This is a genomic window from Thalassospira sp. MCCC 1A01428, assembly GCF_002115825.1.
Classification (GTDB): Bacteria; Pseudomonadota; Alphaproteobacteria; order Rhodospirillales; family Thalassospiraceae; genus Thalassospira.
Genome location: NZ_JFJZ01000055.1, coordinates 1 through 23,778, shown reverse-complemented (window position 1 = coordinate 23,778; position 23,778 = coordinate 1). Strand labels below are relative to the sequence as shown.

The 23,778-nt window shown below is 50.8% G+C and carries 18 protein-coding genes; 7 read left to right on the top strand and 11 right to left on the bottom strand.

Annotated features, from left to right (window positions below):
* Positions 1–45: 45 nt before the first annotated feature.
* From THS27_RS23345 to THS27_RS23315, 7 genes are all read right to left on the bottom strand, one after another.
* Positions 46–912 (bottom strand): PfkB family carbohydrate kinase, encoded by an 867-nt coding sequence (locus THS27_RS23345; protein ID WP_210402997.1) that lies wholly within the window; start codon positions 910–912, stop codon positions 46–48.
* Positions 909–1,763, bottom strand: a complete 855-nt coding sequence (locus THS27_RS23340; RefSeq protein WP_085595008.1) for a sugar phosphate isomerase/epimerase — start codon at positions 1,761–1,763, stop codon at positions 909–911. Before THS27_RS23340 ends, THS27_RS23345 begins: the two co-directional genes overlap by 4 nt.
* A gap of 27 nt (positions 1,764–1,790) precedes the next feature.
* Complete coding sequence (locus THS27_RS23335) at positions 1,791–2,654, bottom strand: carbohydrate ABC transporter permease (protein WP_085595006.1); 864 nt, start codon at positions 2,652–2,654, stop codon at positions 1,791–1,793.
* Positions 2,651–3,622: a carbohydrate ABC transporter permease gene (locus tag THS27_RS23330; RefSeq protein WP_085595004.1), complete on the bottom strand. Its 972-nt coding sequence runs from the start codon at positions 3,620–3,622 to the stop codon at positions 2,651–2,653. The genes THS27_RS23335 and THS27_RS23330 overlap by 4 nt, the downstream gene beginning before the upstream one ends.
* A gap of 7 nt (positions 3,623–3,629) precedes the next feature.
* Positions 3,630–4,952 carry an ABC transporter substrate-binding protein gene (locus THS27_RS23325; RefSeq protein WP_085595002.1) on the bottom strand — a complete coding sequence of 441 codons (1,323 nt, stop codon included), beginning with the start codon at positions 4,950–4,952 and terminating at the stop codon, positions 3,630–3,632.
* A 27-nt stretch (positions 4,953–4,979) separates the two neighbouring features.
* Positions 4,980–5,993 (bottom strand): SIS domain-containing protein, encoded by a 1,014-nt coding sequence (locus THS27_RS23320; protein ID WP_085595000.1) that lies wholly within the window; start codon positions 5,991–5,993, stop codon positions 4,980–4,982.
* Between the two features lie 258 nt (positions 5,994–6,251).
* The gene (locus THS27_RS23315; protein ID WP_085594998.1) at positions 6,252–7,271 is read right to left on the bottom strand and encodes a LacI family DNA-binding transcriptional regulator; all 1,020 of its coding nucleotides are present in this window, start codon (positions 7,269–7,271) and stop codon (positions 6,252–6,254) included.
* 449 nt (positions 7,272–7,720) lie between these two features.
* On the opposite strand from THS27_RS23315, the gene THS27_RS23310 reads away from it, so the two are divergent.
* The 6 genes from THS27_RS23310 to arcC all read left to right on the top strand — a co-directional run bounded on the left by THS27_RS23310 (position 7,721) and on the right by arcC (position 17,219).
* Positions 7,721–10,027: an Orn/Lys/Arg decarboxylase N-terminal domain-containing protein gene (locus tag THS27_RS23310; RefSeq protein WP_085594996.1), complete on the top strand. Its 2,307-nt coding sequence runs from the start codon at positions 7,721–7,723 to the stop codon at positions 10,025–10,027.
* A 67-nt stretch (positions 10,028–10,094) separates the two neighbouring features.
* The gene (locus THS27_RS23305) at positions 10,095–11,552 is read left to right on the top strand and encodes a basic amino acid/polyamine antiporter (RefSeq protein ID WP_085594994.1); all 1,458 of its coding nucleotides are present in this window, start codon (positions 10,095–10,097) and stop codon (positions 11,550–11,552) included.
* A gap of 93 nt (positions 11,553–11,645) precedes the next feature.
* Positions 11,646–13,979 (top strand): Orn/Lys/Arg decarboxylase N-terminal domain-containing protein, encoded by a 2,334-nt coding sequence (locus THS27_RS23300; protein ID WP_085594992.1) that lies wholly within the window; start codon positions 11,646–11,648, stop codon positions 13,977–13,979.
* A gap of 59 nt (positions 13,980–14,038) precedes the next feature.
* A complete protein-coding gene (gene arcA, locus THS27_RS23295) occupies positions 14,039–15,259 on the top strand; it encodes an arginine deiminase (RefSeq protein WP_085594990.1) in 1,221 nt (406 codons plus the stop codon).
* Between the two features lie 23 nt (positions 15,260–15,282).
* Positions 15,283–16,284, top strand: coding sequence for an ornithine carbamoyltransferase (argF, locus tag THS27_RS23290; RefSeq protein WP_085594988.1), 1,002 nt, complete (start codon positions 15,283–15,285; stop codon positions 16,282–16,284).
* 5 nt (positions 16,285–16,289) lie between these two features.
* Positions 16,290–17,219, top strand: a complete 930-nt coding sequence (gene arcC / locus THS27_RS23285) for a carbamate kinase (protein WP_085594986.1) — start codon at positions 16,290–16,292, stop codon at positions 17,217–17,219.
* Between the two features lie 170 nt (positions 17,220–17,389).
* On the opposite strand, the gene THS27_RS23280 is transcribed toward arcC, so the two are convergent.
* From THS27_RS23280 to THS27_RS23270, 3 genes are all read right to left on the bottom strand, one after another.
* Positions 17,390–18,364: an alpha/beta fold hydrolase gene (locus THS27_RS23280; protein ID WP_085594984.1), complete on the bottom strand. Its 975-nt coding sequence runs from the start codon at positions 18,362–18,364 to the stop codon at positions 17,390–17,392.
* Between the two features lie 200 nt (positions 18,365–18,564).
* The gene (locus tag THS27_RS23275; RefSeq protein ID WP_085594982.1) at positions 18,565–20,637 is read right to left on the bottom strand and encodes a TRAP transporter large permease subunit; all 2,073 of its coding nucleotides are present in this window, start codon (positions 20,635–20,637) and stop codon (positions 18,565–18,567) included.
* Positions 20,638–20,728: 91 nt separating this feature from the next.
* Complete coding sequence (locus tag THS27_RS23270; protein WP_085594980.1) at positions 20,729–21,775, bottom strand: TRAP transporter substrate-binding protein; 1,047 nt, start codon at positions 21,773–21,775, stop codon at positions 20,729–20,731.
* Positions 21,776–21,873: 98 nt separating this feature from the next.
* On the opposite strand from THS27_RS23270, the gene THS27_RS23265 reads away from it, so the two are divergent.
* Positions 21,874–22,947 carry a LysR family transcriptional regulator gene (locus THS27_RS23265; protein WP_085594978.1) on the top strand — a complete coding sequence of 358 codons (1,074 nt, stop codon included), beginning with the start codon at positions 21,874–21,876 and terminating at the stop codon, positions 22,945–22,947.
* A gap of 272 nt (positions 22,948–23,219) precedes the next feature.
* On the opposite strand, the gene THS27_RS23260 is transcribed toward THS27_RS23265, so the two are convergent.
* The coding region (locus THS27_RS23260) for a GntR family transcriptional regulator (RefSeq protein ID WP_085594976.1) at positions 23,220–23,778 on the bottom strand (559 nt) is incomplete at its 5' end.

Below are 23,778 nucleotides of genomic sequence, written 5' to 3'. Positions count from 1 at the left end.
AATTGGGTTCAGACCCTAGGTAAGCGAAGTTGAATTTTTGACATGTCAGCAGTCCTCCGCGGACGTAATAACTTTGGCGTATTTATGAAACAGCCATGCCGGTATGCGACGAAGTTTCTGGGGGAACCCGCCCTGATGCAGACAGGTTTCCGCCGCCGAGGCTGTGGCTTCCTTAAGGGCTGTTTCGGCAGATTTATGCTCGCAGCAGAACGCGGTGATGAAGGTGGCAATAAAGCTGTCGCCAGCGCCACATGTATCAACAACATCGATCTTTTCGGCCGGTGCATGCCAGATGGTTGCGCCATCGTCAAAATAAGCGCCGCGCTTTCCGCAGGTCAAAACGACATTTTTTGCTCCTGCCTGCCGCAGTGCCGCGATGATTGGCGCAACCTGTTCGTCGGGGTTTTCCGGCCCGGCTGCGAAAACCAAAGGAACACCAACAAGTGATATGGCAAAATGAGACGTCGAGACGTCAAGACTGAAGGCGATGTCGTCAGCGACAAGTTGCCGGACCAGTTGTTGCGAAGAATTCGTTCCAAGGTGGACCCAGTCAGCATTAATCAGGGCCTTGTAGCGGCTGACTGACGGCAGGTAATTTTCACCAATCCCGAGATCCTCGAGCAGGAAGCGGCGATCACCGGCTTTTTCCTGCAAAAGGGTTACCGCGGTATCCCCGGCGAGGCGCTCGACATCATCGTTTGAAAGGCCGATCCGGGTAATCTCGTCAACAATGACGTCCCCTTCGCTATCTTTGCCAACCGCCCCGAAATATCGGGCGGACCATCCTTTTCGTGTCCATTGTACGGCAACGTTCAATGCGTTGCCGCCAACCGCCATGACATTCTTGGTCAGATAAACGTCAAGGCAGTTATCTCCGACCGTAATCAGTTTGGGGGATGTGTTGGACATCATGCCGACACCGCGCAATCGTAAAGATACGGCGAGATCGCCTGAAGGTTTCGGCTAAGAGCCGTGACCGGATCAAGTGCATAGCTACCATTGCCAAATGGTTCGAACGATATTTTCCCTTTATAACCGAAGCCCGCAATTTCCGTCACATAGTCGCCAAGGGGCAAATTGCCGTCACCCCAAACCAGATGACCGTTCGGTGTACCGTCGACCAGTTGAATATGCGCAAGCCGGTCGCCGAATTTTTCAAAATAATCCGATACAGTATCGCCAGCTGTTGCCATTCCGACCGTATCAAGGACAACGTCAATATTGCCGCGTGACACGTCATTCAGCATACGTTCAAGACCGCGCGCATCCGTGATCAGGTTAGTTTCAACCCGTTGCAACGGTTCAAGAAGGCAGCGCAAGCCGTTCCGTCTGGCATGATCAGCAATCTGGCCAATTGCATGGGCCGAATGTTCCCAGGCTTTCTCGATACAGTCGGTTTCAAAACCGCGCCCGGATGTCAAAAAGAGATATTTGGCCCCCAGATCAGCGGCGATATCAGCAGCGCGATAAAAAAGATCGATGCTTTTTTGCCGCAATACGGGGTCACCGGCAGCAATATTGATCGGATAAATTACCTGTTCTGGTGTGTAGCACCAGGTTGACAAGCCATGTTCGACCAGAATTTCACGCACCTGTTTTACACGACTATCATCGCCATGGAACAGATCGAGATGCGGGGTAATGCCCCATAATTCTATTTCCTTGAAACCAAAATCGCGCAGCACTTCGGCGACCTTTTCAAAAGGAAAATGTTGAAAGCTGAAATTGGCCCCAATCAGCTGGCGGGACGTAAGTTGCGACATTGGGAATGGCTCCTGTCTGGAGAAGAATTATTTGCCGATACCTTCTGTCAGGCCACGAATGAAGTAGCGTTGCATAACGAAGAAAATGATCACAATAGGCAGGGCCGAAATCGTCATGGCGGCAAACACCTGGGCATAATTTGTGCCATGCTTTGCCATCAGGGATGTCAAGCCGACCGGCAAGGTTTGAACACTGACGTCGCTGGTGAAAATCATCGCGAACAGATATTCATTCCATGAAAACAGGATGTGTAAAATCACACATGAAACGATGATGGGCTGACATAAGGGCAGCATGATTTTTCTGAAAATCTGACCTTCAGTGGCACCATCCATCATGGCTGCTTCATCCAGATCACGTGGCAATTCAAGCATATAGGCACGGATCAGAAAGGTCGTGAAGGGAACGCGAAAGGCAGTGTAAAGAATGATCAGTGCCCAATGCGTATTGTACAGGCCAAGCGACTGCAACATGCGCACCAACGGTATAACCGCGACTGTCGGGCTTAACATCATGCCGCCAAGAACAAACATGATCACAAGCGGTTTTCCCGGCATTTTTGTTCTGGTCAGGCCAAAGGCCGTCCATGCGCTGATAAAGATCGTACAGATGGTCGAGGCGATCGTTACCAGAAGGCTGGAGGTTAAAAAGGTGCTGACACCCTGGTTCCACGCGGCAACATAATTATCGAGAGACCAGTTATCGGGAAACGAAAAAGGCTGGTTAAAGATTTGCGAGTTGGACTTGAAACCGCTCAATGCCATCCAGAATAACGGATATAAAACGATGATGCCCAGGCACACCAGAAACGCCAGTAGGAAAGTTTTGGCGATGACGGCCCACGCATTTGCGTGTTCAGTCTGTGGCGGGGAAAAAGTCGTACTGCTCATGACTGTACTCTCCGGCTTTTGGTATACCAAAGCTGTGCTGCCCCACAGATCATCGTGACAACAAAGATCACAACGGCAATTGCGGCACCGTAGCCAAAGTCGTTTTGAATGAAGCCCTGTTGATAAAGCCAGGTTCCAAGAACCTGGCTGCTGTTGTTCGGGCCGCCCGCCGTCATCACCATTACTTCGTTAAAAACCTGAAAGGCGCCGGTAATAGTAACGATGGTCATAAGACCGGTCATTTCACGGGTCATGGGTAGTGTAATCTTGAACAGGCGACGCAACGGCCCCGCACCATCCATAATTGCGGCATCATAAAGTTCTTTGGGAATTTTCTGGATCGCGATGGTGAACAACAATGTTGAATAGCCAAATCCCTGCCATTGGCTCATTGCAATGATCGCGTAGATTGCCGTGTGCTCGTTGCCCAGCCACGGGATCGAAAGCTGTTCAAGTCCAAGAAATTTCAATGCACCATCAAGCAGGCCCAGATCGGGTTGATAGATGAAGTAAAACAGCAGGCCTGTGACCGTGGTCGAGATGGCAGAAGGAACAAAATAGATGGCACGCCAGAAATTCCGCCAGCGAACGCTCCCCAGCCCTTCAATAAGTGCTGCAACCATAAACGCGCCGAAGACCTGAAAAACAATAGACAGGATCGCATACAGGCAGTTGTTCCAAAGCGCCTGCCATACCACTGGGTCATGGAACAACCTGGTATAGTTTGCAAACCCGACATTGGTAAGTTCACCGGTGAATATGTCCTGATTGGTCGTACTGACCCTGAAATTGTCGATAATTGGAAAATAGACGAACCAGCCAACAACAATGAGTGCAAGAAGAGCCCAGCGTAATGACAGTATTTTACCCATGTAAAAATGAAAAGTGCTCTCGGCTTCCGGCAGCCCGCGGGTCGCGGCGCCATATCCTAAGGCGCCGCTTTCAATATTTTCAGGAAAGGGTGTCATCCTGACCTCACTTTGCTACGGCTTTTGAGGCCTCTCGGACTGTTCCCATGACATCCTGCGGGGTCATTGATCCACCAGCCAGGGCCTGCAAACTGGACAACCATGCTGCGGCAACGCGGGGATGGTTAACGGTGTCAAGCCAGGGCATCAGGTACGAAGCTTTTTCGATTTCGGCCATGCCTTCAACAACGGACGGGTTCATCATGGATGCATCCGCACCGCCGATAACCGCGCTGGGTTGCCCATAAGGAGGTGCCGAAAGGATTTTACCGTGTTCCCTGGTGGTGACGAATTTCATAAAATCGATCGCCAGCGGGATATTTTCGGCTTCCGTGTTGATCATATATCCTTCAGGAGCACCTTCGATGGCATGGGGGTCGCCGGTTGCATTTTCCGGTGCAGGCAACGGAAAAAAGCCGAAATCGCCGGTTTTTAACTGGCTGTCAGCGCCCGTTGACTGGTCAAATTCGATGATTTCCTGATAATACATGGCCGATTTTGCGTCGGTCAGTGCTTGAAGTGCGGAGCGGTAGGATGTGCCATTCATCTCCGCACCCTCCGTACAACGATCTTCAAACTGCTTGAACTGTTCGAGTGCTAAAACATAGCCGGGATTGTCATATTTGGCAGTATCGGGATCGAAGTCCTGCTCAAGCGTTTCCTGCGGGACGTTATAAGCCAGCAACTGGCCGACATAGTGAACAAGCGGCCAGGCTTCCTTGTTGCCAATGGAAACCGGAGTGATGCCCGATTGGCGAATGACATCGCAACTTTTAAGAAAATCTTCAAAATTATCGGGTTTTTTCAAGCCCAGATCGGCGAAGATCTTCTTATTGTACCCCATGAATTTCGCGTCGAGATATAACGGGATGCCATAATATTTCCCGTTGTAAATGAAAGCCTTAACTGCAGCGGGTGTCATTTTGCCACCCCAATCCGTGTCCGGGGCGATCACCGGGGTCAGGTCAACAGCGCGTTTTCCGCGAATAAAGTTGCCTCCCCAACTGCCTGTCCAGGAAAAATAGATGTCAGGCAGTGAATTTGTTGCGACGAGTGCCTTGGTTTTGTCTTTAACGCTGTCATCGGTTTCCTGAATAAGTTTAACCGTCACATCGGGGTGCAGCTTTTCATATTCTTTTGCAATATCGGCAAAATAGGGTGAAAGCTGTTGCAGACCGAATTTGGTCAGAATAGACACCGTACCGCTGTAATCGACCTTTGCATTCGGATCGGCAATGACGTTTTCACGGGCAAAACTGCTCGTTGCGGATAGACCAAAAAGTGCCAGCGCGGTCATTGTGACCGTCATTGTTTTAGTTGATTTTCCCATGTGAAGCCTCCGTGATGTTTTGTGGCATCAGTATTCGACGCGTTTGTAGTAACGACGGGTGGTCAGAGGGTGGTCGCGCAAAACCTCAAGATGTGCGCTAAGACGTTCAAGCAGGGTTGCCAGAACGACAGGAGAGATCAGGCTGCGAACCCGATCGGAAAGTCCTGGCAGTTCGACCGAAGCCGTATCAAGAACCCAAACGCGATCTGTATAGCGTTTCACAAAGTTCTCGACGCGATCCGAAAGCGGGCGGAACGCATCTTCGCCCTTGAAGACAAAGACACTGACGCCAGGTTCCACCAGTTCCAACGTACCGTGGAAGAAGTCCGCCGCATGAACCGGACGAGTTCGGATCCACTGCATTTCTTCAAGAATGCACATGCCATAATAATGGGCTTCCGGCCACACAGCGCCGGCGCCGGTAAAAATATGATAACTTTCATTCTGGATGGCCTTGGCCAGTTTGGCAGCCTGATCTTCATAAGCAGCCTTGGCATCAGCCAACAGGACGGGAACATTTTGCAGTTCGGAAACGATGGTTTCGTAATCGTCGATTTCACCGCGCTCGGCCAAAAGAGCAAGAACGATTAGCAAGGTCTGAAGATAGAAAGATTCCGACGAGGTATCGTCCTCGGCGAAATTGGTAAAGTTGTAATCTGCCTCCTGCGCCAGCGGTGTGTCAGAATGCCCTGTCAGTGACAGGGTGCGAACACCACGCTTCTTCAGAAAAGCCAGAAGTTCGACGCTTTCCTTTGTCGTCCCGGAAAGGGAGGGCAACACAACCAACGCTTTTTCATCAAAACCAGCAGGGGGATCAAGAACCACCTGAGCGGGATATTGTGCGCTGACAGGAAACGTCGAATAGCGCTGGGCAAGTTCGATGGCTGGGAATGTCAGCAATTGTACGCCTCCAGTCCCCATGAAATAGAGCCGTTCCACGCCATTGGCGAGTTCATTGCGCATAAGGGCGCGAACGTCCTCTGCGATGGCAACGGCACCACTTTGAATCTTGAGAAAGCGGTCCTTGTCGAAATTCAGCATTTAGTCGTTCCTTGTGTTCCGGTTATCGGAGAACGTGATAACGGCGACATACGTGCCGCAACACGGTTCAGGATGGTTCTACCGGTTTTCAAATTAATGAGATCGATCTCATATTTTCTTAAAAAAAGAGAAACAGGTTTGCGCTTGCGAAAAGTGAGATCGATCTCATACGCAAAGTTAGCCACACGATTTTCCGTTTGGCAAGAAACTTTTTCGAACGCTTTTCGGATGTATGTTGTTGGCGGAGAGTTGAATTGTTCAGATTTGGGGGTTTGAAACCGATCCGCGAATAATCAGTTTTGTCGGGAATGTTGTGTTCCGGGGTGCCGCTTGCGAGCCCTTGATCCGCTCAAGAATCAGTTCGGCTGCCAACGGTCCGATCCTGGAAATCGGTTGTGCAACAACAGTAATCTGCGGGTCGGTGAATGTGGCAAGATCAAAATCGTCAAAGCCTACAAGAGACACATCTCTGGGAACCGATAACCCCATTGTGCGAAGCCCGAGCAAAGCCCCCTGTGTCATCAGGCTGTCAACCGTGAACAGTGCTGTTGGGCGGTCGCGACGGCTAAACAGGCGTATGGTTGCATCGACGGCATGTTTAACAGTTGATCGCGAAACACTAATCAGGTTTTTGTCCACGGTAATACCGTGTTCCTGCAAAGATTTTGTATAGCCGGCAAAACGCTCCTGTGCCGTAAAAATACGCGAATCATCTTGCAGGATCGCAATACGGCGATGACCGTTTGCAATAAGATAATCGACAGCTTCTTTGGCACCGCCTTCATTGTCGACGAGGATGCTGTCGCATTGTATGTCTTTTGCGACACGGTCAATCAGAACAATTGGTGCGCCATCTTTGGCAAGTCTGGCGATGTGCTGATTGTCATCACCAGATGTTGGCGCCAGAATGAAACCGCGGATATTAAGAGCGCGCAAATTGTCGAGCAACGCCTTTTCCTGGTCTACATCTTCCTCACTGCTGGCAATCAAAAGGTTATAGCGGTGCTTGCGCAGCTCAACGTCAAGATCGTGCGCAATCCGCGCGAAGAAAGGGTTCTGAATGTCACCAGGCACAAACCCGATAATCGGCAACTGTCCATGTCGGAGCGCCTGGGCGACACGGTTACCGCGATAGCCCAGTTTTTCTGCTGCTTCCAAAACACGTGCGGCGGCTTCTTCTCCGACATATCCATAGCTGTTTAATGCGCGCGCAGCCGTTGCACGGGATACATTGGCAACTGCAGCAACATCCTTAAGGGTAATTGTTTTGGGCGCCAAGAATTTGAACCCCTACCGGTCTGTAACATAACGAACTGTTGCACAGGCTACAGCTATAAAGAGATGAGACGATATTTGGTGAGATATCAGGTTGAAGTTTGAATTGGCAAGTGCTCCGCCCGCATTAACTGATTTATTCCCGCTTGTATCTCTCTAGCCTTTGCTCTGCATCGGCGTCGTTAGGCCATTATATATGGTTACCAAGATCTGATGCGCCAATGTCAACGACCTCGCAGCAACAGGTCATACGTCGCAAATTCGAAAAACAAACTCAATGCATGATTGTATGACGCAGCAGGAAGAAGTTGCATTTTAATTATAATCAGTTAATTTAATAATATTTGATATACGTCACAGAAATGGAATGACTTTAACGGTAACAATAACTTGCCGTGCATCATTCTAACCCCACTCGCCATGCCTTCCTCCAGCCCCACGGAAGAATCCCCATGCACAACACGCCAATGCCCCCTCACCTCGGGCAGAAATTTCCCGTTTTAATTGTTACAGGCACGAATGATACTGACAGCCCGCTGGCCAACCGGGCGCGGGAACTTGTTGATGACATTACGTTGTCCGGGTTAACCGTTGATCTTGTCCACAGCGACGCCGAGGGTGCCGCCTATATCGCCGCGACACCGCAAATAAGCTGCGCGATATTAGGGCTGGATCACGAAACCGATAACCTTAACCAGCTTGAAACACTGGTCCATGCGATCCGGCGCCATGGCCGCAACCTGCCAGTTTTTGTCGCAACATCGCGCATGGCCATTGGCCGCCTTCCCGTTGCACTTTTAAAAGAAACCGAAGGCTATATCTGGCTGTTTGAAGACTCCTCCGCCTTTATTGCCGGGCGCATTGTTGCCGCCGCACACCGCTATCTTGATACTGTTCTACCGCCCTTTTTCGGGGCACTGGCCAATTTTGCCAAGGTCCACGAATATTCGTGGCATACGCCCGGGCATACCGGCGGAACGGCCTTTCGTAAAACGGCCGTGGGCAGTGCCTTTCTAAACTTTTACGGCGAAGAAATGCTCCGATCCGACCTTTCGGTTTCGGTAGGCGAGTTGGGCTCCTTGAATGACCATTCAGGCGCCTTAAAGGAAGCCGAACAGTTCGCCGCAAAAACATTCGGGGCGGATTTCACGGTATTTTCCGTAGGTGGAAGCTCGGCCAGCAATCAAATGGTCCTGCATGCCTTTGTAACCGATGGTGACGTGGTTCTGGTGGACCGAAACTGCCACAAATCGCTGAATTATGCCTTGAACATGACCGGCGCTGTACCTGTCTATCTGATGCCACGCCGCAACCATCGCGGGGTCATCGGCCCCGTCCCGCGTGAAGAAATGACAGCGGAAGCAATCGCAGCCAAAATCAAGGCCAATCCGCTGGTCAAAAAAGGCCGGGAAAAACCGGTGCTGGCGGTTCTGACGAATTCAACCTATGACGGATTATGTTACGACATTACAACCACAACGCAGCTTCTGGGTCAAAGCGTTGATCGCATTCATTATGACGAGGCATGGTATGGCTATGCCCGTTTTAACCCGGTTTATTCCGGACGGTTCGGCATGCATGACGAACCGCACGAAACGTCGGACCCGACGGTAACCGCCACCCAATCAACCCACAAATTGCTGGCAGCCCTGTCTCAGGCATCCATGGTTCATGTGCGTCAGGGGCGCAAACCAATTGACTTTGCCCTGTTTAACGAAGCCTTCATGATGCACACCTCTACCTCGCCACAATACAGCATCATGGCATCGACCGATATTTCAACAAAAATGATGCACGATGCCGGCCCGGCATTAACCGACGAATGCATTCGCGAGGCCATTGATTTTCGTCAGGAAATTGGTCGTATCGGCGAGGAAATTCTGGGCAAAAACAGTCATGACTGGTGGTTTGAAACCTGGCAGCCCCAACATGCGGGCACCGCATCGTTTGTGGATGCCAACCCCGACATGCTTGCCACCGACCCGAAACTTTGGGCGCTAAATGCCGATGATGACACATGGCATGGCTTTGGCGACCTTGGGGTTGGTTATTGCATGCTCGACCCGATCAAGGTGACGCTGTTAACACCGGGCATTAATGCCGATGGCAGCCTTGCGGAAAACGGCATTCCTGCGTCCATTGTGTCGGCATTTCTTGATGCGCGCGGCATCGTTGTTGAAAAGACCGAGCCCTATTCCATTCTGGTCCTGTTTTCGATAGGCATCACCAAGGGCAAATGGGGTTCGCTTGTCAGTGCGCTGCTGGAATTCAAAGATGCGTATGATTCAAATGCCCCGCTTGGCGATGTTATCCCCAGCCTGACCACAACATACCCTGAACGTTATCAGGGCATTGGCCTTAAGGAATTTGCATCTGAAATGCATGCATTTCTGGCAGAAACCGCCCTTCTCGACCATCTTGATGCGGCATTTATGGAACTGCCCGTTGCCGCGATGACACCCCGTGATGCCTATAACCAAATGGTTCGCGGTGATGTCGAAAGATTGCCGGTCTCAAAAATTATGGATCGGGTTTTGGCCGTTCAGATTGTCCCTTATCCGCCCGGCATTCCGGTTTTAATGCCCGGTGAAAAAATCACCCGGTCTTCAAAATCCATCCTCGATTATCTGTCAGCAATGGAAAAATTTGATGCCCGTTTCCCCGGTTTCGAACACGAAACACATGGGGTCGAAACAGAGCGTGATGCCGATGGCCGTCCGGTCTATCACACCTATGTCCTGAACAAATCCGGTGCCTGATCGACCCGGAACCATCATTTCCCAACGCAAAACATACGGGAAATGAGCATGATCAAGGGAGTTTTCCATGACTGACAAACCCGCTACGCAAAACACAAACCCTGAATCCCGAAAGCTGGGGCTGGCAGGGCTGGTCGCTGTGGTTATCGGTTCAATGATCGGCGGCGGTCTTTTTAATCTGCCCCAGAACATGGCGTCAGGGGCAGGCCTGATCGCCGTGTTTATTGCCTGGGTCGTCACCGGCGTTGGTATGTATTTTCTGGCAAATTCATTTCGCATTCTTGCCGATGAAAAACCCAACCTTAATACCGGCATTTATGCCTATGCCCGGCACGGTTTTGGCAAATTCGTTGGTTTTGAAATGGCGTGGGGCTATTGGCTTTCGGCGGCATTTGGCAACGTTGCCTTTGCTGTTCTTGTCATGCAAACCCTGAACTATTTCTGGCCGGTTTTTGGCGACGGACGTAACTGGCAATCTGTTCTTGGCGGGTCGTTGCTAATCTGGTCGATGAATTTTCTGGTTTTACGCGGTGTGCGACAGGCAAGCTCGCTTAATGTTGTTGCAACCATTGCCAAAATCGTTCCGATCATCCTGATCCTGATTGTTACAGCCATCGCCGCACACTGGGACCAGTTCACCTTTGATGCCTGGGGCAAGGACCAGGGATTAGGCCCGATTGTGGACCAGGTCAAAAGCACCATGATGGTGACATTGTGGGTGTTTATCGGCATTGAAGGTGCCGTCGTCATATCGGGCCGGGCACGCAAACCTGAAATGGTCGGCAGTGCCACGCTTATTGGCCTGATCGCCAGCCTGACCATTTATGCGCTGATCTCGCTGTTGCCCTTTGGCATCATGTCACAAGAACAGTTAAGCGCGCTTCCCAACCCGTCCAGCGCCTATATCCTTGATCAGATCATTGGGGGATGGGGGGCTGTCGTTGTCAATCTGGGTTTGCTGATTTCGGTTCTGGGTTGCTGGCTAGCCTGGACCATTCTGGTTGCCGAAGTCCCGTTTGCAGCGGCCTGTGATGGTGTTTTTCCCAAATCACTATCGCACGAAAACAAACAGCACACCCCCGCCCCTGCATTATGGCTTTCAAGCATCGTTATGCAGGTGACAATCTTTGTTGTCCTTTTTGCCAATGATGCCTGGATTTTCCTGATCAGCATTACCGGTGTAATGGTGTTGCCGCCTTATGTTGCCAGCACCCTTTATCTGTGCAAGTTGGCCTTTGCCCCACAATTCAAGACAGAAGGCATTTCTTCGCGTAACGCGGCCATTACAACGGCTGTATTAGGAACAATTTACAGCCTGTGGCTTCTCTATGCTGCGGGACCGGTTTATTTCCTGATGTCGACGATTGTTTATGCCCTGGGCATTCCGGTTTTTTGGTGGGCGCGGCGCAGTTGGGAACCCGACGCACCGGTATTTCACGCCGTCGAAAAAATCTTTGCCGTTCTCATGACCCTGACCGCGCTTATCGCAATCTATCTGTTTGCCAGTGGCGATATCGGGCTTTGATACCTGTTCGTTCCGGAGGTGTTGCAAGCAGCTCTCCGGAATGAACCGCGCCTATTGGTCTTCCCCGGCCCCTTCCTTTGAAAGGCGATCAAAATGAGTTTTTATGACCTGTTTAAGTTTCTGGTTGTAGAACCCGAAAGCCACGATCACGACATACAGAACACAGCCTTAAGCGAAATACTTTCGGAAATTGAAAAACTGGGTCCCAAGGTTGTTCGGACAACCAGCATCAAGGAAGCAGAAATACAGCTTGCCCGCGATGTCAACTTTGGCTGTTTCCTGATCGCCGGGCAAACCGCAAAAGAAATAACCCGGCTTAACAGCTTTCTCGACCAACTTGCCATTATGGGGCTGTCGCCACCGGTGTTTGTGCTGGCATCCCAATTAGGAAAGTCCGAACTGGACCCGGGCCTGATCGAACGTGTGCGCGGTGTGATTTACCTTGAAGAAGACACGCCCGATTTCATCGCCAAGTTCGTTGCCCGCCATTTTCACGAATATGCCAATCAGCACAAAACTCCGTTTTTTGGCAAGGTTCTGGACTATGCCGAGGCCGGAAACGAAGTTTGGACCTGCCCCGGACACGAAGGGGGTATGTTCTATCGCAAAAGTCCGGTCGGCCGGGTGTTCTTTGATTATATGGGCGAGGCCATTTTCCGCACCGATCTGGACAATTCAGTGGTAGAACTGGGTGACCTTTTAATCCACGAAGGCCCCGCCCTTGAAGCCCAAAGGCAGGCTGCCGAAATTTTCGGGGCAGACCGCACCTATTTTGTCCTCAATGGCACCTCCACCTCAAACAAAATTGCCACCGGTGCGCTGATCAGCCCCGGCGACCTTGTGCTGTTTGACCGCAATAATCATAAATCACAGCATCACGGCGCGCTGATGATGGCAGGTGGCATTCCGGTTTACATTCCCACTGTTCGCAATTCCTATGGCCTTATCGGGCCGATGGACATGGCCGCTTTAGAAGAAGATGAACTGCGCCAGCGCATCAAGGACCATCCCTTGGTGAATGACCCCGATGCCTGGAAACGCGAACGCCCGTTCCGCCTGGCCATACTTGAAAATTGTTCCTATGACGGCACAATTTACGATGTTCGCCAGATCATCGAAAAACTTGGCAAGCTGTGCGACTATATTTTGTTTGATGAAGCCTGGGCTGGCTTCATGAAGTTCCACCCCCTGTTTAAAGACCATTTTGCCATGGGACTTGAAAACCTTGACGACGATGCCCCGGGCCTGATTGCCACGCAATCAACCCATAAACAGCTGGCCGGTTTTTCGCAGGCATCGCAAATTCACATCAAAGACAGCCATATTCAAAATCAGAAACGGCTGGTCGCACATCGGCGCTTCAACGAGGTGTTTATGATGCACGCCTCGACCTCGCCATTTTATCCGCTTTTTGCATCGCTTGATGTGGGCGCACAAATGATGAAGGGGCCAAACGGCACCTATTTGTGGGATCAGGCCATCCGCACGGCAATTGAAATTCGCAAAAAAATCCGGTTTTACAAACGCCGCTACGAAGCCGATGGCGGATGGTTTTTTGACCCTTTTGTCCCGGACAAAATTTCACTATCGGACACCCCGGGCGTGCAGCAGGCATGGGAAGATGTTGACACATCCGAACTGGCACGGAACCCGGCGGCATGGGCCTTGGCCCCCAGTGCCAAATGGCACGGATTTGGCGATATGGCCAGCGGCCTCGCCATGACCGACCCCAACAAGCTGACATTGTTAATGCCCGGATTTGATCGAGAAACCGGCGACTTTGCCCCATTGGGCATTCCGGCCCCCTTATTGGCCCAGTTCCTGCGCGAACGCGGCATTGTCTGCGAAAAGAACGATATTTATTCCATCCTGTTTCTGGTCACCCCGGCAATTGAACGCAGCAAGGCAGGCACGCTGCTATCGGCGTTATGTGACTTCAAAAAACTGTTTGATGAAGATGCACCGCTGTCAAAAATGATGCCCGCCAAGGTTAAGGCCTATCCGGAAAGATACGGCACTGTCAGCATCCAGACGCTGGCAAAGGAAATGCACGCCTTTTTCAAAGGGCACAACCTGCCATCCCTGCAACGCCAGCAATTTGAACTCGACCATTTTCCAGAATTGGCAATGTCTCCTCAAAAGGCACATGCCGCCCTTGTGGCCAACGAGGTGGATTACATCCCGATTTCCGAGCTGGAAAACCGCATCGCCGCAACCCTGACGGTGGTTTATCCACCGGGAATTGGCGTGATGGTGCCCGGTGAACGCTATTCAGAACAAACCCGCCCGCAACTGGATTATTTCAAAATGTTCGAGGAAAACGACAATCTTTTCCCCGGTTTTGAATACGAAATTCAGGGCATTTACAAAGAACACGATAGCACCGGCCGTGTGGTTTATCACACCTATGTGGTGCGTGAAGCCTAGCCAAACCAAGACCAAACAGAAATTCAAAACCTCTGTTTCCATCTGAAAGGCCGCGTAAAATGACAAAATTTTCTGTTCAGTCCGAATGTGGCACACTGCGCCAGGTCATCGTGCATCGCCCTGACCTGTCGCTGCGGCGTCTGACCCCGGCAAACTGCAAGGAACTGCTGTTTGACGATATTTTATGGGTCAAAAAAGCCCGGCAGGAACATCAGGCCTTTGCCGATGAAATGCAAAGCCGCGGCATAAAGGTCCATCTGGTCCAAGACCTGTTATCCGACACGGTCGCAGACAAAAACGCCCGTGCATGGCTTTTGGACAAACGGCTATCTGTCGCACATCTCGGTGCCGTTCTACGCGACGAAATGATGACCTGGCTTGGGGAAATGCCCGCAGAGCAACTGGCCGAATATCTGATCGGTGGCATTGCCGTTGCCGAATTGCCCTTCAAAAGTGCCAGCTTGCCCATCGCCCTGATGGAACCGCATGATTTTGTATTACCGCCCCTGCCCAACCAGCTATTCACCCGCGATACCACTTGCTGGATTTACGGCGGTGTTACCCTTAATCCAATGCACTGGCCCGCACGCCGTCAGGAAACCATGAATATGGCGGCGATCTATCGGTTTCATCCCATGTTTCGCGATGGTGACTTTTCGATCTGGTGGGGCGAAAACGAACAAGCCCAGGCAGGACTGTCCCTTGAAGGGGGCGACGTTATGCCGATTGGCCACCGGACGGTTCTGATCGGCATGGGCGAACGTTCTACCCCCACAGCCGTTGAATCGCTGTCGCGCGAACTGTTTCGTCAAGGTGCAGTCGACCGTGTCATTGCCGCTGCCTTCCCGCGTGACCGGGCCTTCATGCATCTTGATACGGTGTTTTCTTTCTGCGACCGCGACCTGGTCACGACGTTCCCCAATGTTGTTGACCGCATCAAGGCGTTCTCTATTCGGCCCGGTGAGGCAGAAGGCACCATTGATGTGCGTGCGGAAAAAACATCTTTTGTTGAAACCGTTGCCAGCGCGATGGACCTTAAAAAACTGCGCATTGTACCAACCGGTGGTGACTCATACGAAGCCGAACGCGAGCAATGGGATGATGGCAACAATGTTCTGGCCCTCGAACCCGGGGTCGTCGTTGCCTATGACCGCAATGTTTATACCAACACACTGCTGCGCAAAGCTGGCGTCGAAGTAATCACCCTCGAAGGATCCGAACTTGGCCGCGGGCGTGGTGGCAGCCATTGCATGAGCTGCCCCATCGAACGTGACGCATAACAGTCTGATCAAGGAAAATGAAAATGGCTTTTAACCTAAAAGGTCGCAGTTTTGTAAAACTGCTTGATTTCACCCCGGCCGAAATTGGCTATTTACTGCAATTATCAGCCGATCTTAAGGCTGCAAAACGGGCGGGCACCGAACAACCCCGGCTAACCGGCAAACATATCGTTCTGGTTTTTGAAAAAGATTCAACCCGTACCCGATCGGGTTTCGAAGTCGCCGCCTATGACCAGGGTGCGCTTGTAACCTATATGGGGCCAACCGGTTCGCATATCGGCCATAAGGAAACGGTTAAGGATAGTGCACGGGTTTTAGGCCGCATGTATGACGGCATCGAATATCGCGGTTACGCCCAAAGTTCGGTTGAAGAACTGGTACAATGGTCTGGTGTGCCCGTCTTTAATGGCCTGACGGATGAATTTCATCCGACACAAATTTTGGCCGACTTTCTGACCATGCGTGAACATTTCGAAGGCCCGCTCAATAGCGTGAAATTCTGTTTCCTTGGCGATGCACGCAACAATATGGGCAATTCGCTAATGATTGGTGCGGCCAAAATGGGCATGGATGTGCGCTTATGCGCGCCAAAATCTTGCTGGCCATCGTCAGAGCTGATTGAAACTTCCCGGCAAATTGCCCAACAAACCGGGGCCAAAATCACCATCACCGATGATATTGACGAAGGTGTTGCCGGGTGCGATTTTGTTTATACCGATGTTTGGGTTTCCATGGGCGAGGATGACGCGGTTTGGGAAGACCGTATTCGTCTTTTAACCCCCTATCAAATCAACGACGCCCTTTTAAAACGTACCGGCAACCCGGCTGTCAAATTCATGCATTGCCTGCCTGCATTTCATAATGCAGACACCACCGCAGGCAAGGACATACAGGAAAAATTTGGCATCAGTTGTATGGAAGTCACCGAGGAGGTTTTTGAATCTTCCGCCTCCATCGTGTTTGATCAGGCCGAAAACCGCCTGCACACCATCAAAGCCATTCTTGTGGCAACAATGGGGGCCTGAAAATCATGCGGTTCGTCATTGCCCTGGGCGGGAACGCCCTGTTACGCCGCGGTCAGAAAATGACCGTCGAAAACCAGCGGGAAAATATTCGCGCGGTGGCATCTGGCATTGCCCGGCTGGCGGGCGAGCACGACATTATCCTTACCCACGGCAATGGCCCGCAAGTTGGATTAATCGCCTTGCAAAACGCCACATATCGCGCAGTAGAGGGCTATCCGATGGATGTGCTGGATGCCGAAAGCGAAGGCATGATTGGTTACCTTCTGGAAACCGAACTGCGTAACAATCTGCCGACCGAACGCGATGTTGCAACACTTTTAACAGAAGTGGAGGTAGGGTTTGACGACCCTGCCTTCAAACACCCGACCAAACCAATCGGCCCGCAATATTCCGATGACGAGGCCCGCGTATTACAAGCCAAATGGGGATGGTCGATGGTGGATGATGGCGGCAAAAAACGCCGTGTTGTCCCCTCGCCGCTGCCCAAACGCATTTTACAGCAACGTTCAATCGAAACCCTGTCAGCCAGCGGCACAATTGTTATTGCGGTGGGGGGCGGCGGTATTCCGGTTACCAAGGATAAAAATGGTAAATGGCGGGGTGTCGAGGCGGTGATCGACAAAGACCGTGCCTCGTCGGTTTTGGCCCACGATGTCAATGCCGACGGACTGATCCTGCTTACCGATGTTAACGCTGTTATGTTGAATTTTGGAACGCCACAACAACAGGCCATCCGCCATGTAAAACCCGGCACCCTGGACCCAGTCGATTTCGCTGCCGGTTCGATGGGCCCAAAAATTGAGGCCGCAAACAGCTTTGCCGCAACAAAAAAAGGCTTTGCCGCGATTGGCGCGCTAGAAGACCTTGAACAAATCATCCACAACAAAGCCGGAACACGTTTTTCTATCGAAGCTGATGAAACACCCACTTCCTAGAAACCAACACCGTGTGATCGGGCTATTGCGTCACTGTTCTGCGTCTTTCAGGCTAAAGCATGACAATCGTGTTTATCTTTACCCCGAATTCCACGTGATACACTCAAGAATAACACCAATACAGATCGTTCAGGCGCAGCTGGCGGGATTTTCACCAAAGGTAAATCCAATCATACAGGCAAACCTTCCAGCCAGGTCTGAATCACTGCTGCGACATCGGCAGAATTCGTGTCCATCATTAACATATGGCTGTTTCCATAAATTCCGCGTTCCGGCAGTGACATAATTTCAACCGATGGGAAATTGCCGGCGAAATTTCGAATATCTTCACGCATTCTTATCCATCTGGCATTTTTTTCAATCAGGTCACCAAGAACAATCAATGTCGGCACAGGCCATTCAGTAGCCAGGGTTGCAACATGAGAGATCGCAGCCGGTTCAAGCAGAACCAACGCCGAAACCAGTTCCGGGTGACGGGCTGCAGCCTCCAGGGCAAAAACACACCCCTGGGAATGCGCGATAATAACCCCCGGCCCGACTTTGCGTAATTCCTCAAGATAAGCTTCAATAATCAGATCGTCGGTTTGCGTCCACCGGGGAACCATTTGTGCTGCAAACTGTTCGATAGAATTCATCGGGAAAGCTATTTTATGAAATGCATAATCCTGCGCGCAAAAGGTCTTTCCGTTTGGAAGGTATTTCCCGAAACGAAATCGTTCAAAAACGGTTTCGATGGTTTGCGAAATCGGGGGCTCCCAAACATCGGGGATTGGCGCAAACCCCGCCCGTCCGCGTTCCACGGCATCGCTGACGTAAACATCCCAACCAGCGCGTAGAAAAATATCCCGAAAACCTGGCCGCCCGTCAGGTGTGGTTTCCCAGCACGCCCCTGTTAACCCCCCGCCATGCCAAAACAGTAATGGAAATTTCTGAACGGCAGGATCAGGCAAAAAATATTGCACATACATCTGGCCGACAACATAGCTGCCGTTGGGGTCGATGGTCGCGGGTCGCCCGGTACGCGTCAACTGGACCTGCCGTGGCTCCCCATCGGTAAGTTCAACAACTTTTCCCCCGATATGGAATGAACCCATTCCGCGCAAACGAAGGGAAATATCGCGCTGTTCAATTGATGACTGTAGCATTTTTTCTTTCAGAGATCGCAATCCGGACGATAAATAGGTCGCCCGGATTTGTCAGATGCCCCCGGCACCCGCAAAAAGAATAACAACAAGGACAAAGGCGAGAAGAACGCCTGTCACCCAGGGCCAGATACCATACGGCTGATATATCTGTTTGTTTTCAGGATTGCTCATGATGAACGGTTCCTTGTTATATCCCGGCGCTAGTGTGACAGCAGGTCGGGAAGCCACAATACGAGGTCAGGAAATGCAATGAAAAGGCACAGAACCACGAACTGAATGGCGATGAATGGCAAAACCGACGCAAAAATCTGCTGAAGCGTAATTTCTTTTTGCGCCACTGACTTTAACCAGAAACAGGCTGGCCCGAACGGTGGTGATAAAAAGTAAATCTGGATATTGAGAACAAACAGGATGCCAAACCACAACTTGGCTTCTGTTGGAGAAAGACCAAGATCCGGCGCAAGAGCAACGACCACAGGCGCAAAGACCGGCACGGTAATAAGAACGATCGCAATCCATTCCATGAAAGTGCCCAGAACCAGAAGAACGGCCATCATGGCGATGACGATACCTAGTGCTGGCAACCCAAGATCAAGGAACATCTCACGCAGGTAGTCCCCGCCCCCGACAAGGTTAAAAATACCAACAAAAGAAATAGCACCCAGAATCAGCCACATAATGGTTCCGACCATCGACATGGTCGAAACCAGCGTGTCACCAAGCAAACTGGTGCGAAACAGACGCCCACGCAAAAATGCAATCAGAAGAGCCCCTACAACACCAACAGCCGCGCTTTCGGTGACCGAAGCAATACCCCCATAAATAGAACCCATAACGCAGAAAATAAGAATAACCGCCATCGCAACAGAGATCAGCTTTTGGCGCCCCAGTTTTCTAACAGGTACAAGCCCGTTCTGAACGGCTTCGGCAGCAGTTGGCGCAAGCTTCGGGTTAAGATTAACCCGGATAAAAACATATGCGGCGTAACAGAATGCCAGCAATACACCAGGAACGATCCCGCCAATAAAGAGCTGGCCAATGCCAACTTCGGCAGACAAACCATAAACAATCATAATGATCGACGGGGGAATAAGTGTTGCCAGCGCCCCGGATGCGCAGATCAGACCGATAGACAGTTTCCGATCATAGCCAAGGCGCATCATTTGTGGCAGGGCCACAAGGCCAAGCATGACAATTTCGCCCCCCATGACACCAGACATGGCCGCAAGAATAACCGCCACGACAACCGTCTGAATGGCGACACCCCCCCGCAAATTACCGGCAAGAACCGACATGGCATCAAATAGATCTTCGGCAACGCCAGAGCGTTCAAGAATGGCTGCCATCAAGACGAAAAACGGCACCGCAACCAGGGTATAATGCTCCAGCATTCCCGCAGCATTGGTTGAAACAAGATACAGGCCGCGCGGACCAAAAAAGCCAATCGCGATAATTACTGAAACAAAGAGGGTAACAATCCCGAGCGGCATCCCTGTCATCATCAGGCTGATGAGCATAAGCACCATAATGATCGAGAGAGTGCCAAGATCAACCTTGCGTAACGCCAGGGCTTTGGAGGGATCAAGTGCCTTGCCAATATTGCTGGCAAATTCGGTTATGATGGCAAAAGGACTGGTATCCCCAAAGATCGCCACACCCAAGCCGGCAACAAAATATACAGCCATTAACAAGGCAACAAATTTAACCAGCGATTTCCCAATACCCGATGCCAGGCTTTGATGCAAATTGACCATCAACTGCATCAAATACAATGCTGCACCAAGGGCAAGGAACGCGCTGGTCAGTGTTGGCAAGGGTGAATTAAAGGCGCTGCCGGTACGGTCCAGTTTTGCAATGGCACCATAAGCGCGGAACGATGCATCACTTAAAAGCAGAAACAGAGCCAGAATGCCCACAACCATGCCAAAAATCTCAAGGCATTGCTGTATCCGGGGCGGGGCAATATCACTCAGCACAGAAATGCGGATATGCCCTTTATTCAAAGTGATATAACCCGCAGAAAACATCCATGATGCGGCGATCAGGGTCATCACCACTTCAAAGGCCCAATCAGTCGGGGCGTGCAGAATATAACGAGACCCGACTTCCCATAGAGTAGCGAAAGCCGCAACAACAATAAGAACCGAAATCGATATACCGCTATAACGGCTTAGATGATCAATAATACCGCTACGGGTTTGTGCTTTGTTTTCGTAACCGTCGAGACTGTGCTCTTCATAGTCGCGGCTTTGTGAAGCGGCTGCATCACTCATTTCTGAAACTACCCTGTTGGGGTCAAAAACTTCCCTTGGTCAGGCAACGAAGACGGCCCGGATGTGTTAATTCGTCACCCGGGCCAGCACGTCAATCGTTTGCCAGAAGACCAATACTTTTCAGGAATTTCACATGAGTATCGTAGGCCTCTCCCGCCAGTTTCGAGCCTGCGGCAAATTTCTTCCATTCACCCATGGCAATTTCCCGGAAGGCATCACGATCTTTTTGCGACCAATCGATGACTTCGATATCATCACCAGCCCGGTCAATCGCAACAAGTTCACGGTCATGCTGGTCAACCGCACGCCGAAGATCATTTGTCGCGGCTTCGTACCACACGGTCAGAATTTCCTGGTCTGCCTTGGAAAGGCCGTCCCACACAGAATTGGAAATTGTAAACTGTTGAAAAGGCGTTGAATGAATGCCAGGGAAGATCGGATATTTTGCAATATCGTGCATTCCATTAGCTTTATCATTTGAGTAGGCGGAATTATCCGCCGCATCAATGATGCCTTTCTCCAACGAGGTGTAGACTTCAGAGCCCGGGATCGCTACCGGCGTCGCACCGGCTGCCTTAAAGACGGCAGAGGCCAACCCTTCGGGTGCCCGAATTTTCTTGCCTTTAAGATCGGCGACACCGCGAATAGGCACTTTCGAGACAAAAGATTCCCGGGAATAGGCCCCGCATCCGACAACGTGAACATCAAGGTTTTCTTCGTCATAGATCTTTTGCAGCATTTCTCGTCCGCCGCCAATCGAACAAAATGCCTGTGTCTGATCTGCACTGTCGTAACCGGCCGTCAAATCCCCCATAAGGGCAAAGGCCGGGTCCCGACCGGCAAAATACATGACCGACGTATAATCGCCGTCAAGTATGCCCATTGAAACGGCATCCGGGGTATCACGATGGGGGACAACCGCCCCGTTTGGCAGCAATTCAATGGTAATGCGCCCCTCAGTCATTTCTGCAAGTTTTGGTGTCCAGTTTTCATTAAGATAACGCAAGCTGAAATGACTGGCTGTTGCGGCAGTTTGAATTTTTAATTTCAAGGCATCCTGTGCCTGCGCCATAGGCGCTACCATCAAAACAGCGGCAGTGGCAAAGACTGCAGTCAGTGCTGTGGAACGATTTTTCATTTTTCCTCCCGTCTGGATGTTGGCAAACCATTCGGCCTGCCGTTTGCTTCCTGTTTCCCTTAAACAGTTTCATTTTTCCGGCCTGAGAAGCGTGGCAGATGAAATCGGCCATAGCGAATAAATATTATAAATACGAACTATACCAAAACTGGTATATTGATAAAAAACCATGGGAGAAGCTCGTGAATGCAGACCTGATGCCTTTCCTTCGCCGCATGGATCTGAACTTGCTCGTCACTTTTGATGTTTTGATGCGCACGGGATCTGCGACTGAATCAGCCCAGTTGCTCAACAAAACACAACCTGGCGTTAGTCGGGATCTATCACGATTAAGGGAGATATTTACCGATCCGCTACTTGTATGGAACCAGGGCCAATTTCAGCCAACCGAGCGCGCCCTTGAACTTCACGCAACAGTTCGCGAAGCATTGGGAACACTTGAGGCCGCTTTTCACGCGCCAGAAAGTTTTAACCCGGCCCAGGCGACCGGTGTCATCAATATCGGTCTCGGCGCACATCTCGAAATAGTGCTGGCCGGGCCGTTGTTGCGTGTTTTATCTGAAAAAGCACCCGAGGTTATTCCCCGGTTGCATCCTGTACATGGTGCCTTTGACCCGGACCAGATCGATAACAAACAGATCGATATAGCGATTGGTCTTTTCCGTGACATTCCCAAACGCATAAATGCCGAACGTTTATTTTCCGATACCCGTGTTGCCGTGATGTCGCCAAACCATCCACTTGCTTCACGCGAACAAATTGAACTGTGTCATTTGAAAGAATACAGCTTTTTTGCTTTTTCAAATATGTTTCAGCAGCGCACGAACTTTGACGAAGCCCTGAAACGTACCGGCTATCAATTGCCGTTTTCAGCCTATCTGTCGGGTTTTGGCATTACAGGTTTTGTACTCGAGCAAAGTAACTACGTAACGACAATGCCATATGTCACCGCCCTGGCGCATATTCGTCATTTCAATCTTGTTCATCGCAAGCTGCCATTAGCACTCCAACCCGTCACTTTTTATATGATCTGGCCCAGACGACTGGAAAGCGACCCTCTTGTTAACTGGTCCATTAAAATATTGACGGACATTACGGTTCATGAAGTTGCGAAAATTAACAAAACTACATTCAATGACACCGAAAATTATCCCCCGGATTTTAGCGGATAATTCTAAAAGTTAGCCGACCTTTGCCGGGGTTCCCAGGAACATAGCGAAACCTGAAACAAGACCTATGTCCAAACTGTGCGCATAGGTCATGTAGCCCTGACCATACGCAACCCAACCTGAGTTTCGCAAAAAAAACACCGAAATCTCAGCCGATGCACACGATTTCGATTTTAACTCGCGTAATCATAACGGGAAATGCGCCAAGGTAATCCTGCTTGGTCAACTACTGGCATGCTCGTTTAAACACAGCATCTTCATTGCCCGCACCAATATTATGGCATCAATTGCGGATTATCTTGCTGGGTGTTGCGCAACAGTTTCATGCGCAATCTTTGCGCATTGCGAATATGAAGGCGTGCAGCGCTATCCGCTGCATCGGCATTACCATTGCGAATATTCTCAACAATCTCGCTATGTTCGTCATATGCACTTTGTGGACGCCCGTCATATTGCAACGTTGTGCCGCCCAAAAGCGCCATTGAATTTGACAGGGAATTAAGCGCATCAATCAAATAACGGTTGTTTGCAGACCGATATAACGCCTGGTGAAACAGCCGGTTAATTTCAGCGACCTTTACCTGATCATGGCTGTTTTTAAGCATCAGCTCGTTTAAATCCTCAAGCTCGGCTATTTCCAGCTCTGATGCGTGACGCGCAGCATAACGTGCTGCGGTACCTTCGAGCACCTCGCGGATTTCATAAAGTTCGATCACTTCGCGATGATCAAGTTCCTTTATTACGGCCCCGTGGCGCGGCACATGAATCAAAAGCCCGTCACTTTCAAGGCGGCGAATTGCATCACGCACCGGGGTGCGGCTGATATCAAACCTT